General features: G+C 57.0%; 12 protein-coding genes and 1 pseudogene. 4 read left to right on the top strand and 9 right to left on the bottom strand.

Features of this window, described 5'->3' with window-relative positions; genetic code table 11:
• Window positions 1-119 precede the first annotated feature (119 nt).
• The 3 genes from EH199_RS22710 to EH199_RS22700 are packed head-to-tail and all read left to right on the top strand — an operon-like array spanning window position 120 to window position 2008.
• A complete protein-coding gene (locus EH199_RS22710) occupies window positions 120-1310 on the top strand; it encodes a tyrosine-type recombinase/integrase (protein WP_124811348.1) in 1191 nt (396 codons plus the stop codon).
• 48 nt (window positions 1311-1358) lie between these two features.
• Window positions 1359-1718 (top strand): type II toxin-antitoxin system RelE/ParE family toxin, encoded by a 360-nt coding sequence (locus tag EH199_RS22705; RefSeq protein ID WP_223806873.1) that lies wholly within the window; start codon window positions 1359-1361, stop codon window positions 1716-1718.
• Entirely contained in the window at window positions 1715-2008 is a 294-nt protein-coding gene (locus EH199_RS22700) for a DNA-binding transcriptional regulator (protein ID WP_223806872.1), read from the top strand. Before EH199_RS22705 ends, EH199_RS22700 begins: the two co-directional genes overlap by 4 nt.
• Before the next feature lie 31 nt (window positions 2009-2039).
• Here EH199_RS22700 and EH199_RS22695 read toward each other — a convergent pair whose 3' ends face one another.
• The 6 genes from EH199_RS22695 to EH199_RS22670 all read right to left on the bottom strand — a co-directional run bounded on the left by EH199_RS22695 (window position 2040) and on the right by EH199_RS22670 (window position 9650).
• On the bottom strand, window positions 2040-2519 hold the full coding sequence (locus EH199_RS22695; RefSeq protein ID WP_124811346.1) for a hypothetical protein: 480 nt from the start codon (window positions 2517-2519) through the stop codon (window positions 2040-2042).
• A gap of 42 nt (window positions 2520-2561) precedes the next feature.
• Window positions 2562-4976: a dynamin family protein gene (locus EH199_RS22690; protein WP_124811345.1), complete on the bottom strand. Its 2415-nt coding sequence runs from the start codon at window positions 4974-4976 to the stop codon at window positions 2562-2564.
• A 94-nt stretch (window positions 4977-5070) separates the two neighbouring features.
• Window positions 5071-7734: a hypothetical protein gene (locus EH199_RS22685; RefSeq protein WP_124811344.1), complete on the bottom strand. Its 2664-nt coding sequence runs from the start codon at window positions 7732-7734 to the stop codon at window positions 5071-5073.
• 99 nt (window positions 7735-7833) lie between these two features.
• Window positions 7834-8406, bottom strand: a complete 573-nt coding sequence (locus EH199_RS22680; protein ID WP_124811343.1) for a hypothetical protein — start codon at window positions 8404-8406, stop codon at window positions 7834-7836.
• Complete coding sequence (locus tag EH199_RS22675) at window positions 8403-9179, bottom strand: hypothetical protein (RefSeq protein ID WP_124811342.1); 777 nt, start codon at window positions 9177-9179, stop codon at window positions 8403-8405. Before EH199_RS22675 ends, EH199_RS22680 begins: the two co-directional genes overlap by 4 nt.
• A 54-nt stretch (window positions 9180-9233) precedes the next feature.
• Window positions 9234-9650 (bottom strand): lysozyme inhibitor LprI family protein, encoded by a 417-nt coding sequence (locus EH199_RS22670; protein WP_124811341.1) that lies wholly within the window; start codon window positions 9648-9650, stop codon window positions 9234-9236.
• Between the two features lie 149 nt (window positions 9651-9799).
• Here EH199_RS22670 and EH199_RS22665 point away from each other — a divergent pair, with 149 nt between their 5' ends.
• Window positions 9800-10786, top strand: a complete 987-nt coding sequence (locus EH199_RS22665; RefSeq protein WP_223806871.1) for a YafY family protein — start codon at window positions 9800-9802, stop codon at window positions 10784-10786.
• Window positions 10787-10910: 124 nt separating this feature from the next.
• On the opposite strand, the gene EH199_RS22660 is transcribed toward EH199_RS22665, so the two are convergent.
• The 3 genes and pseudogenes from EH199_RS22660 to EH199_RS22650 form a co-directional block, all read right to left on the bottom strand.
• Window positions 10911-11690 (bottom strand): tyrosine-type recombinase/integrase, encoded by a 780-nt coding sequence (locus tag EH199_RS22660; RefSeq protein WP_124811340.1) that lies wholly within the window; start codon window positions 11688-11690, stop codon window positions 10911-10913.
• Window positions 11684-13231, bottom strand: coding sequence for a tyrosine-type recombinase/integrase (locus tag EH199_RS22655; protein WP_016510927.1), 1548 nt, complete (start codon window positions 13229-13231; stop codon window positions 11684-11686). The genes EH199_RS22660 and EH199_RS22655 overlap by 7 nt, the downstream gene beginning before the upstream one ends.
• A gap of 145 nt (window positions 13232-13376) precedes the next feature.
• Window positions 13377-13703, bottom strand: a pseudogene (locus tag EH199_RS22650) (methylase); the annotation flags it as partial.
• Between the last annotated feature and the right edge of the window lie 121 nt (window positions 13704-13824).

The raw sequence follows: 13824 nt of genomic DNA, 5'->3' as shown, positions 1-13824 counted from the left end.
CCGGCGCCGCTCTGGCCCCGAAAATACCGTCACCTGACCCACCGACCGCTCCAAAGCACACTCTTAAGAGCACGCTTAAGAGCGCTCGCTACCTACCCAGACAAGGCGGCCCCCGCCGGATGGATACGGTGGTCGAGAAAGCGCTGGCCGAGGTTGGCGTCGATCCCAAGCTGTCGCGCGCCCAGCGGGGCCGACCGCGCACCACCACATGGCTGGCAATCGAGAACGGCTTCGGCATCCGCCACTACGCCAGCGGGCGCCATGTCTATATCGTTCAGACGCGGATGGGCGGGCGGGTGCGGACGATCACCATCGGCCCGGCCACCGTGCTCACACGCCATCAGGCAACCATGGTCGCACGCCGCGTTATCGCCCACGCCCGCGTCGGCCACGATCCTGCCACGATCCGTGAGCGCATTCGCAGCGCCCCGCGCATGGACGATTTCCTGAAGGAATATTGGCAGAAATGCGCAGCATCGTGGAAACCATCCACGCTCACCACCGCCACCGATTACCGGCGCTGCCATATCGATGGGGCGTTCAAGGACATCTATGTCGACAGCCTGACCGAGGCTGATGTGGCCAAGTGGTTTGCGGCTCTGACTGACAATGCCGGGCCTGGCGCGGCGAACCGTTGCATGGACATCCTGCGCGCGGCGCTCAACAAGGCTGAGGCGTGGGGTTACCGCGTCGAGAACACCAACCCCTGCTATGCCGTGCGCTGCAATCGCAAGGTGATGCGCACGCGCCATCTGTCTGAAGCCGAAATGACGCGCCTTGGTGCGGCGCTGGCAGAGATGCGCGACCATGCCGATCAGAGCCTGCGCTCGCAGGCGGTCGCGATCACGCTGCTGCTGCTGACGGGGTGCCGTCGCGGTGAAATCCTCTCGCTGCAATGGAGTGACCTGCGCGGCAACCGTCTCAAGCTTCGCGATAGCAAGACCGGGGCGCGCACCGTTTGGCTGGGGCAAGAGGCGGTCGATCTGCTGGCCAGACATCCGCGTTCGCCCAAGGTTCCCTGGATCTTCTGGAATGAGCGATTGCGCAGGCAGATCAGCACGGTTGGCGCGGCTTGGCAGCTCGTCCGCGATGCCGCCGGGCTGAGGGACTTCCGGTTGCATGATCTGCGACATACCTTCGCCAGCCACGCCGTCATGAATCGCGAGAACCTGCCTATGATCGGCAAGCTGTTGGGGCATCGCTGCATCCAATCCACGGCGCGCTATGCTCACCTCGACGACGCCCATCTGATCGATGCCGCCGAGGAAATCGGGCAGGCCATCGAGCTGGCATTGGCTGGCGGGAGATAGGTCTCAATTCTCCTTGAAGATTGGGCGTCAATGACGTACATGCCACACATGAAGACTCGCCCCATCACCGTCGCCGAGACGCAGATCTTCGCGCGCTCGGCGGCCAAGATCTGGAGCGAGGCGGAACTGGCTGAGTTGGTCGATTACGTCGCCCACAACCCTGAAGCGGGCGACGTGATCCAAGGCACTGGCGGTGTGCGCAAGCTGCGCTGGGGCAAGGCGGGAAGTGGCAAGCGCGGCGGCGCGCGGGTGATCTATTTCTATTATCACTCGGGTTGCCCGCTCTACCTGCTGCTGGCTTATGCCAAGGCGCAGGCCACCGACCTGACGCCGGACGAGAAGAAGGCGGTCGCCGATTTTGCGGCGATCATCAAGACAGCGGCGGGCATCGCCGAAGGAGACGCATGATGAGCAGCTTTGGTGACGATCTGATCGCGGCCATGTCTGAGGCTGCGGCGCATGCACAGGGCGTGGGCCAGGTGGCGCGCGTCCACACCATTGATGTGCCAGACGTGCGCGCCATCCGCGAGGAATTGGGCCTGTCGCAGCAGGCCTTTGCCAGCGCATACCGGATCCCGCTGGCAACGCTCAAGGGCTGGGAGCAAGGCCGGCGGCAGCCTGATGCTACCGCCAGCGCCTATCTTTCGGTAATTGCCGGGCTGCCGGATGCGGCGCGAAAAGTACTGCAAGCTAGTTGATCCGATACCCACAGGGTACTGGAACCGTTAGCTAACCGACGCTGAAACCTGACCGTAAAGTGTTAAACGCTGCCGGTCGATCCAGCAGGCCAGCCCGAACCAAACGATCTCGTTCGGCCAATTCCTGAACCTTGCTGATAATATCTAACCGATTGGATGGGAGTGGACCAGACAAGGGCGCCGCGTAAAGGACAATGACGTCCTTTCCATCCACCTGGGGGGCGTGTTCTAGTGCGTAAAGACCGTGTGCCCCTGCTATTTTCGCCCAGTTTTCCGCCGAACCCACCCACCGACTCGAGGCTTGGGCGAAGAGATCGGCAGCCTGATCGGGGCTTTGCCCCTTGGTCCGAACCATTTCCGATTTCACCACAGCCGCAAATATCGTCTCACGTGCCTGATGAACGTCGTCCTGCCCAGCGGAATTCTTGATCCACTTGGAAACGATTAACAGAGCAGCCAGAAGGGCTGCGCCAATGGCGCCAACTGTCAAATATGTTGAATGCTGATCCATATCTTTTGACCTATTCCGAAGCATTACTCTGGTACTCCCGCGTCACACCATTTCTGCATCAACATGCGCGATGGAATTGTTCCATTCGTTCCAATGCTCCTGTTCACGCAGAATGCGTGTCACGGCATCCTTATAGGCCGCGAGAGACTGTAATTTTTCGCGTTTTTGGTCTTCCAATTCATAAGCACTGTGATCTATTGCGGCAATGTATCCATTGATCTGTTGATCAATGCTATTGCGCAATTCATCTCCGAAAATGCGAATATTCCCAGTGATGTACTCTCTAATAGTTTGCCGTAGAAGCTTGCCTTGTTTGCTTTGCTGTCCCGCGATGCCCTCATAGATGGTTTTCAGCATCTCACCCAAGGGGAGGATCACCAATTCCTTGTGCTCAACGATTTTGATGTCGCGCTCCATCAAGCCGAGCCAAGCGAAAAAGCCTCTGAACGCTCCAGATTGGTCTTTCTGCTCCAATCGTTGCTCAGAATTGATTCTAAAATCGAAGTTGAGCGGTACGCTTTGGTAGGGTGGGAATTTTACGTTGATCTGAAAGACAGTGCGCAGGCCTTCAAAGGTGCAGCCTGCCTGATCAAGTTGTAAGTTTCCCTCTTTCTGCAAACGGTCAAGCAGGGCTTCACACACGATTTTGAATGCAATGGCGCAGCGCTCTCCGCCATTGTTAGCGGCCATTCGTGACAGATCGGTCATGGCATGCACAAATTGGGATGCAAAATGCTTGAGCGCTTCTGCCAGTTGCTTCGCTTCGGCATCGTCTGGCAATTTTCCGCCTTGCAGCAAGGTTTCGCGATAAGACTTCTCTGCAAGTCTTTCGAGCGATGCCTGAAGCTCCTTGAAATTGCCCACATCGGCAATGCTGCCGGGATCCACCTTCTTTCCCCTCAAAACCGCGTCGCAAAAATCGCTCATTTGACGATATGGCGAATCCACAGAGTCAGACTGGACGTCACGGATGGCGGTCAATTTCTCGGGCGGAAAACCAAGATACTTTTCGATGTCGCTCAGTGCCTGGCCGAGATCCTGGAGGTCAAAGCTCTCTCCTGAGTTTTTTGCGAGAGTTGAAAACATAGCAAATGCCTTGTCGGCTTCGGCCTGAAGCTTCTTTTCCGCCTCATTCAGTAGGGCCTTTGCTTTGTCCACCTCATCCTTTGTCCTATCAACATTAGCTTCGATCAGACGGTCGAGTTCTGCCAAAAGCATACCGGCGGTGCAAAAGGCTTTGTTGACCGCACCGCTCAGTACGATTTCAGGCAGATGCTTGCCGATATGCTCGATAAGCGCCTCCTCGAATGCATCAGCCTTCGCATAGCGGAGCGTGTCATCCGTCAGGTGGCGGCGTTGATCCTCGCTCAAATCCGCAAAATCACGCGGATATGAGTGAAAGTACTTTCCCGGAAACATGGCTCCGAAATGCTTTTCAATCTTTTCCAGCAGCGCACTACTCTCTCCGAGGTCGCTGATCGCCTGCGTCGCCCATAGCGCCGGCAGTGACGAGATGGTGCAGGGCTCGATCATGTTGATGACATCCTGCTCCTCCGGCAGAGACTGCAACAGCCTATCCCGCAATTGGCGGGTGATGGCCTCCTTGAAATCGGTCAAGCTTTGCTCGGGGTCTTGGTTTCGCGTAAAGGCATCGACACGATTGAGAAGAAACAGCATCCGCCCAAGCGATTGGGGCGAATTGCGCAGGGCCATGACCTGCGCGACAACTTGAGTAAGTAACTCGCGCTGCTTGTCGCTGTCGGTTTCCTCGGCGTTATAAGCAACAAGGCACAGAGCCTCACGAATGTTGTCACGTATCACATTGCCATTGTACGCATCGCCAATCGATTTCAGGCCTGGCAAGTCGATCAATTTAATGCGGGTACCCTCCGGCAGCATCAGGCGAGTAGTCTGCCGTGCAAGACGAATGGGCCAATCGATCTCAAAGCGGACCGGCTCGATCTGCGAATCTACTTGCGTGGCTTCGCGATAGAGGTGCATTGTGTGCTCGAGTTTGTTGCGAACTTCTGCCGCCTCAAGGTTATCCCACACGCCGGTTTCCCAAGTTGCGCCGCGCGTGGATGGGATTGTTAGCGTATGACGCTGCGCATGATGGCTGATGGTGACAAGGCCAGCGCTCATTTCCTGCACAGCAGAAGGCAGAATTTCATCACCGATCAGGAAATTGGCCAAGGTGCTCTTGCCCGAACTGGTCGTACCTGTGGTAGCCAGGATAAGCTCGGGTGATCGAGCCCTATCCGTCAAATCCTGCACGGCATCGCCAAACCGATCCGCCATAAAAGCGAGATTGTTACGATCGGCGTTTGACAGTCTTGCGTTAAGGTCAGCCGAAATAGCAGCGGAAAGCGCTAACACTTCCTTCCGTCTTTGGAGCCAGTCCCTCGCAACAATCTCGAGCATCAATTTGACATCACCAGGCTTGGTAATCGTGTTCATTTTAAAACCTTGAAGTTGAATGGTGCGATACAGAAAATTGGGCGTGACAGAACCGGCTATATCACGCCCCGTGATTAAATGGCCATGCGCCCGCTCAGGCTAGCTCACGCTCCATCAATTTACGGTTTTCCTCGATCATTTCAGGAATAAGCGCAAGCAATTCGCCGGCAGCCTGACTCAAGGGGGTGCTCGCCGGGATGCCCAGTTTCTCACGGAACTTCACCATGGGCACCTCCCGGACGATCTGGCCGCGCGGGAGATTATACAGATTGCGCCAAGCATCGCGTTCCGAAACGTTTTGAAGCTTCAAGGTGTCCATATCTGGATTGGATTTGATCTGATCGAAAAGATCACGTGCCTGTTCCAATCCATCACTCCAGCCGACCACTGTGATGTCGGCCATTGTGAAGCTGGCGCCATCATTGGCTACCGCCGGGAAACGAACTTCGGTGAGCGGCATGGCAATCAAGGCGCGTCGCAAAACAACATACTGGCCGATTAGCCATGAGTTGGTCTCAGCAAGTTGCCAGAATGAGGCGTTTGCATTCAGTGCCTGCAATTCACCCCGCGCCAGATCGGCAAGCCGCTGTGCGGCCACCTCACATATGGCGAGGTCCTCGCCATTCATAGCCATCGCGTCGCGTCTGGCGCTGAGTGCAAAGGCCATTCCTGCAAGAAGCGGCAACCTAGCGGGAGCGCCTGCAGATTGGGCGTTGAAGCGAGTCTGATACTGAGCATTCAATTCGACAGACAAAGTGCCAATTGACGCCAGATCTCTCTCGCTAGGCATATTCCCGCCGGCCAATACCGAAGCGCAATCTCGATATTGGGTCAAAAGAGCGTTGAGTGTGTTCTGCAGCGCATGCAGGGTCAAGCGATCTGCTGCTTCGAGCGCTGTTTCTCGCATTTGAATGTGCATTTGGTCGAAGCCTTGTGCAATTTCGTCTCGAATTTCCTTTAGCAAGAGCAATTGCTGATCCTGCTTCTGAAGCACGAAATGCAACATGGCGTTATTTTCGCGAGCAAGAGCTTCAATGGTTTTCAGCCCGGATTGAATCGTGGTGTTCAGGCTGGAGAGCCGCATCTCGATCCGCTCTAGCCCCGCCTGCTGACGTGTGGCGTTTTCTTGCATGTTGGAAACCGCCCGATAAGCCAGCATGGCTGCGCCTAGCGGAGGGCAAGCAACGAAGGCGGCAAGGTTAACGGCCGGCGATTTTGCCATCTCGTTTAGAGCCGCTGGCGCCGCTTTAAGAGCTTGCCAAGCTAGGCCGGTGAGTTCAGCAATCTCTTGATAAACAGCATCTGTGAACTCGCCAGCCTTCTTGGCTGCCGCGACGATGGCTGCGACAACAGGTGAATGGTCTATGGCATAGACCAGCGACACGCTTACGATACCGCCTAGCGCCGCGCCTGCAAACTGAGAGAGGACCTCCCGCACAAAGCTAGGCAGCAATGGGTATTGCAGCAGCAATTTATCAATGGCTTCAGCCACGATTGGCTGGATCATTCCGCCGACCGCCACCGACAAAATGCGCATAACAGCGGCCAATTTGTCTTCAGCACCCAAATTATCGGGATTGAAGGTAAGGATCTTGATCGACTCTACGATACCCGCCCAGAAGTTACGCAATATGCGCATGGCTGATTTGGCCGTACCAGCAAAAATATTGATAACCGTTGTCATGACTTCGGCCATCATTCCGGCTGCAAACCCTGATCCGGCCACTTTTAAAAGGTCACCGACTTTTTCTTTCACCCGAGCCCATGCAACTCGCACCGCAGCTGTCACGCGCTCAAGCAAGGGGCGAGGATCCAGACGCGTTTTCCAATCAGGTGCCTGTCGCCACTCTTCCAGTATCGCCGGGAACTCTTCTTGAACGGCAATCGAGACTTCCATCAGAACGAGACCGAAAGTTTGTCTTGCGCCCATTTTTAGGCCAGCTTTTCCCCCCTCCCATGCTGTGGTGCCAAGGAAATCCTTGCTGCGATAATACGCGCTGGCATGTTTACGGCTTTGATCTCGTTGCGACGTATCTTCCGCTTGCTGAACCCGCTGCGCATCGGCAGCTAGCCCTTGCTCTAAAGTATGAATTTTCTTCTCCGCACCTTCTGGTGCGCTACCATCTGCAACTGATGCCTTCAAAGTAGCGAGCTCACGCTGCCACTCAGGCGCCTTCTCGGCTTGATATGCTTGATATTCAGCAGCCGATTTATCCTGCATCGAACGATTGATGGATCGATCAGTCGGAGCCAAATTTAGATCCGAGTTCGCCGCTGCGACTCTGTCCAATCCTGAAAGCGAAAACTGTGCATCATTGTGGATCGTCTTTGCTGCGACAACATGATCCCGATCATATTTTTGTCCGGGCTTGATCGGTTCTCCAGTATATCGATCAATCAATTTCCCCTGATCACGGAGTTGGTTCCACTCCTTGCCTTTATCGATATACGACTTATCGCTATGATATTGAGTGGAATCATAATCACCACGATTCTCATAATTCACTTTATGAGAATCTTTTTTGAAAACAGGCTCTCTGCCATTTTTTTGACTCTCAGCTACATTGTGCAGAGTGTCAACGTGGCCATTCACCTCATCATTGCGAAATATCAGTGCATCCAGACCACAACTGGTAATTAGGCTCGACATAAGAACTTCGCGATATTTGCCCAACAAGCCGGGGGCAATCTCATTCCCGGAGTTTGTCGCTACGAAATTTCTGGCAACGGGAAGGTTTCCGGAGGTAGTCGTTCTCATGATTGAGCCCAAATCCTTCATCATTAAGTTTTGAAATATTAGCAGGTAAGCGATGCAATTACAGAATAGCCCTTTTCGGTGCTGGGATACTATCCATTGTCATCTTGTCAAGCAACGCGACAACTTCGCGACGACGGGGTTCCACAGCGCGGCATCGGCAGCAGGATATTCAATCGAGAAGCCGACTTCCCGGTCATGAGTGACGATCATACGCTGGTAAAAACTCTTGCCACGCCCACTGCCTGACAAAACGAACCAGTCGGGGCGGACCACCTGATAGCTGACCGTATAGCCAGAATTGATGAATTCGCGGGCGCGGTCATCCCTTTCCTGAGCAACACTTTGCTCCATCACGTTCCAGCCGCCCCAAACCAGCAATTTGGTCCCGTGCGGGCCAACAAACATCCGACCGTCACCATTTCCGGATTCCGTCTGCGGACGCAGAAGATCGGCAGGATAGCATACCGAATATCCAAATCGCCCGTTTGTATAGGTCTGCCAGGTATGCGGCACCTCCGCCATCGCGGATGAAATTGCCACAAACGGCATGATCGCCAGTATGAAAGAACGCCTCATTTTGGGTGCCTCGCTTGTAACTTGTTTGTGCATCGCAAGCTTACGTATGTCGATCAATTTCATCGGCTTGACATGCGAATGACGCTCGAGACTCATTGAAAAAGCTTGGTTGCGAGATGGGTTCGCATCGTTGCGTCCTGAGTGTCAGCCTTCGCTTTCATCGCCAACAGGTCCCGCCTTGCCCGATCGCCAAAAGCCAACAAATACTTCACCATCTCGGGAATGGTCCCTTCCTTCTGGGACCCGGACTCGCCGCGCAGGTGTCGCTCGGTACTGGCAATTAGTGCTACAAGGTGGTCGCGGATCAGCGTTGCGGTCTCGATTGTTGCTTCATCCGGCAGGCTCTCGCCCAATTCCACCGCGGTAAGTAGCGCGGAGCAGGCTGCCTGTGCATCCAGCAGGTCATCACGCCGCGTCGGGGCCAACTCCATGGCGCGCGCCCATGCGCCCGCCATCAATCGATCTTTGGTCGAAGGGAGCTTGCTGGAGTTGGTCGCTGGCAAATCGCGGCTGGTTCGATCTTTGCGCTTACTCCACTGCCAGGCACGAAACGCGACAATCACAAAGAAGCTGAGGAAGGCCAGCAGAACTGGCTGTGTCGGATCGGCAGAGGAATTGCCGCTGCTGGAGGTGAGGTTCGCGCCCGACTGAAGGGCGACGCCAATGATAAATCCGCCGAGCACAGCGGGGCCGAGGACGAAGATCAGCGCGTGGCACAGTCGATTGACGAAGCCCATGATGCTCTGGATGATGCGGCCCGCAAGGCGCACCGCCCACGCCAGCAGAAGGAAACGCAGCAAGAACGAAAGTGCGATAGCCCCGAGGCCGAAAAAGCCGATTCCGAACAAAAGCTCGACGAGATATTTCATGTCACGTCCATTCAGATATGGCGGTTGCAGCAAGCCAATATTTGCGTTCGCTACTCAGCGATATTGCTCAAGCGCCATCGTCCGCTTGATGGTTTCGTCCATTAGACAGCCCAGCCAGGTGACATGGCTCATCGACCCGCCGACAAACTCTCCGGTCAATTCCTTCGCGCAGATTGAATCCCGCGCTTTGATCCAATTGCGCTCTGATCGGCGCAAATCATCCTGCCTGCTCGCGGGCAGACGCGAGATGACCATCTTGTAGGCCTGGTTCAGCTTGCCGTCCTGGAAGTGTCGCTCGGCCTCGGTGCAGGCAATCATGCCACTCGTGATGCCTTGGGCCGCGTCACCAGTGTCCATGCATCGATTATAGGTTTCGCTGTAGCGCCGCTCAAAGGGGGTTTTGCTGGCGGCATGGGCTGCGCTCGTTGCGAGAATGATGGCAACGGGCGACAACAGGTGTAAGCACTTCATCAAGGTTCTCCAGGGATGGGCGGCATTTTATGTCTGCTAACGGTTGAGCACACCAATGCGTCAAAATCGGTCATAGGTTCTCTACGGCGTTCAATTTGGCTTTCCCTCCCAAACCTTGCAGAATAGCCATGCCAGTCATGACCAATCGAATGAGCAACCTTGATCGCACCCTTCACCTCGTACGCGCCTTGACCGAGAGCATCGAAGGGCTGACGCTGGATGAAATGGCAGCCGAGGTAAGCGTCAAGCGCCGTACCGTCGAGCGGATGCGGAATGTCATCCAGATGCACTTCGATCTCGATGATTCGATCGAGGGGCGTTCCAAGCGCTTCCGTATTAAAGATAGCCCTGGTCGCGCCTATACAAGGCCTAACGCGCAGGAAGTCGCTGCATTGCAGGCTGTGGTAGACGCCGGGCAACGCGACGGGACCCCCCAAGTCGAAAGCCTGCGCAGCCTTCTTGCCAAGATCAAGGCAGCGCTGGATAGCCGTGAGCGGCAGAGACTGGACAACGATCTTGATCTACTCACCCGTCTGCAACGCTCACGCGTAGCGGCAGGACCGGCGGTCATCGCTTCGCCAAAGGATCTGACCACTATCCAGGCAGCGATCCTCACTGGCCAATGCGTCGAGTTTGACTATTCGCCCGATAGTGCCGCCAGCGCCTCATGGCGCCGAATTGTGCCCTATGGTTTGATCCATGGCCCGATCACTTATGTGCTGGGCAAGCGGCCTGACCGCGACGATTTGCCTTACCTATTCCGCCTCGACCGGATGGATCAAGTTCGCCAAAGCGATGTCCTTGGCTGTCCGCCGGAAGACTGGGATCTCGATGTATGGCTGGCTGATAGTTTTGGCATATGGCGAGAGGATGGTCACGACATAGTGCTGCGTGTTCGGCCTGATGCCGTCGAACGCGCAAGGGCTTGGCGCTTTCATCCGCATCAGCAGTTGGAGGAGGACGGCGATGAACTGCGGGTGCGCTTTCACTCCGGGGGCCTATTGGAGTTGGCCAACCATTTATTCGCATGGGCTGGCGATCTGGTGATCGAAGAGCCGGTTGCACTGAAGGAAATCATGGCCCGCCGCCTTATGGTAGCGCAGTCGCTCCTTGGTGCTGAGCAAGTGGACCGATGATGGCTATTTGGTCCCCAAACCGGAACAAGGATCGAACTTTTGTTCGGGGCCGCCCCTCGATTAGCGTCCCCTTTCGGGGGCAGCATGCACCGCAAGTCCCCATTTTTCGGCCACTTTTTCCGGATTACTCCGTTAGCTTGTATGCTTCCCAAAGTTCCTGTTGACGCAGCACACCGAAAGTGTGCCGCAAGTCGTGTAGCCGCATCCCGGCCGTTCCAGTTGGTCCGCGGTATCCAAGCTGTCGGGCCAGCCTGACGAACACGATGTGCGCGCGCACTTTATGGGGGGCTCTTCCGCGGATGGTCACGAACAGGTCATTGCCCGTGGCGCCGAGCCTTGCCCGGGTGGCGAGATATGCTTCGAGCGCCTGACGGGTCGACGGCTGCAAGGCAATCAGCCGCTGCTTGCCGAACTTGCCGTTGCGGACGATCAAGCCATCCTCGACCAGATCGTTGCATTGTAATGCGAGGGCCTCAGAAATCCGGAGACCTGTCGCCGCCAGCAGCCCGAACAGGTAGTGGTACGTGTATGGGCTGATCGTGCCTTGGGGTGGAACGTCCAATGCAGCAGCCATGATCGCCCGCACTTGGTCCGGTTCAATGATCTTCGGCGTCGGGCGTGGCCGCTTGCCCCGGCCGAATACGCCGGCAGGCGGAACTTCGTGGCCTGAATCTTCGGCGTGCGCGAAAAGGCTGAAGTTACGTGCGGTGTCGAACCTCCGGCGAGCCACATATTGTGAGCTCGACGTGTGGCACCAGTCGTAGATGCGCTGGACCTGAGTGTGCTGATCGCCGAAACCCTCGGCGTATGCAGCGTACTGGCGGAGCATCCGGTCCTGTTCGGAATACTTGCGACCCAGGTTGCGATGCAGCGTGACGTATCTGGAAATGTGGATGTTCAGCATGACTGTTCTCCCGGCCAGGGCTGCGCGATCTTCATGAGCATCGGCAGATCGACCTTGGCGTAGATGGCAGTGGTCTCGGGCGAGCTGTGACGCAGGATGGTCCCGACGGACTCCAGGCCTGCGCCTGCGCGCAGCAGGTTGGTGGCAAGCGAATGCCGGAATATGTGTGACCCGGTCGGCACTCCTTCGATCCCACCGCGGTCGCGCGTACGAGCGACGATGCCCGCGATCTCAGCGGACGAGCGGAATGGCCGAAACGGTGCTTGGGCACGCAGGAACAGATGCTTTTCGGCGGTCTTCGGGCGGGCTGCCGCAAGATATGCCAGGATCGCGTCGCCAACATCCTGCGGCAATGGCAGGCGGTCCGGTCGACGCGTCTTGCCCTTGACCGTCAGGTGGCCGGATCGCCAGTCGATGTCGTCGAGACGCATGTCCTGAATATCGGCAGCCCGCAGGCCGAGCCTGGCGAGCAGGAGAATGATGGCCTTGTCCCGGACTTCCACAGGACGATCTGTCGGACAGGCCGCAATGATCCTCTCGATCGTTGCCGGGTCGACATGGCGCGGCAGCGTCGAAAGGCGGTAGCGCTGCACTGATGGAACTGCATGCAATAAAGCCGGCCGGCACTCGCCACGCACGACCAGAAACCGGATGTAGCTCCTCATTATCGTGACGAGCAGCGATGCCGAGCCCGGCGTCTCCTTGCTTCGTCGTTGGAATGCGCTCCTGAGTCCGGCGGCATCCCATTGCGCAGGCTCGCCCAGCATTGGCATGAGCCGTCTGATATCAGTCCGGTAGCGCCGGATCGTCTCGTCCGTGGCGCCGCGGTGTTGCTTGAGCCATGCCAAGTAAGCCGACATGTGCGGGTCATCGTCCGCCACCGGTTCAACCAATGGGATGGCGCCCCGGCCTCGCAGGAACTCGACGAAGTGCCGTGCGCATCGCCGCCGCCGCTTGGTGCCCGTTGCGACCAGCTTGCCCCGCTTGCGCCAGACCGGGCATCGGCAATCATGCGCTGCATAGTGGTCGATGATCGCGTCATCGATCTCGATCCATTGGCGCCGCGCCATGCGAAGCCAGGCCACGAAATGCTCGGCCTCGGACCGATAGGCCTGTGCCGGTCCCTCGGCAAGTTGCAGGCGATCGATCGCATCGGAATAGTCGGCGAGGTGCCGTGGCAGATCGTCGATCCCGTCGTCGACTTCGACGTAGCCTTGATCTTCCAGGAACCGGACGAAGCGCCTGACCCTTGCTGCTTGGTCAGCCTTGTAGTGCGCTTGCTGCGCCGAATACCGGTGGCACCGGCACCCATGCTTCTCGAACCGCCGGACAGCCCGATCGTCAATCGTGCGGATCGCGATCTTATGCAGGCCCAGCCAATGCAGGAAATGGCGGACCGCCGCGCCATACAGAACCGCACAGCCTGACTTCTCGTCGAGCGACAGAGAGGAGAGGAATGCGGTGAGAAGGGCGCCGTGACTGGGCGGGTCTTCGACCCGGAGCGGGGCCGCTCGAAACGGCAATGATGATCTTGATCGCATGTTGGTTCCTTCGACTTGTTGAGGTCGAGGGAATCGTAATTATCTGGAGTGAAATCATGGAAAACCGAAGGAAACCTGCGCCTCCCGCCACCACGCTCGACATAAACTGCGACTGCAAAGAATATGTGTAATGTTGAGCTCAACATTAGATGTATTCCCGCGGGGAGAGGTCGATCTCCAGCGCTTCGCGTTCCTCGTCCGACAGATCGGCAAGCCGGCGGTCGAGCATGGCTTCTGCCGTCGACACGAGTTGCACGACAACGGCATGCCCATCGGCGATCGCCGTATCGATCGCGGGCAGCATGCTGGGGAGCTTCATCGACAGAAGCAGCTGCGCGAAGAAGCGCTGCTTGGTTCCCTCGAAGATCGACAGCGCTGCGGACTTGGCACCGGAGTTGAGCGTCCCGCCGGTTTCGCTGTCAACGATCCGCGTGGCTTCCAGCGCGTCGCGCAGGTTGGCGTGGATGATCGCTTATCGCGAGGTCGCGGTAATGCGCAGGAACGCGGCGAACGCCCGTAATACCGGGGAACATTTCGCCACGTCCTTCACATTATTTCATAGGGTGTCGAGCCACTCTATCAGACTGGCATCC

This window comes from Novosphingobium sp. LASN5T (assembly GCF_003856955.1).
In the GTDB taxonomy this organism is placed as follows: Bacteria; Pseudomonadota; Alphaproteobacteria; order Sphingomonadales; family Sphingomonadaceae; genus Novosphingobium.
Note: the sequence above shows the minus strand (reverse complement) of the source record. Positions and strands in the feature narration are given on the sequence as shown.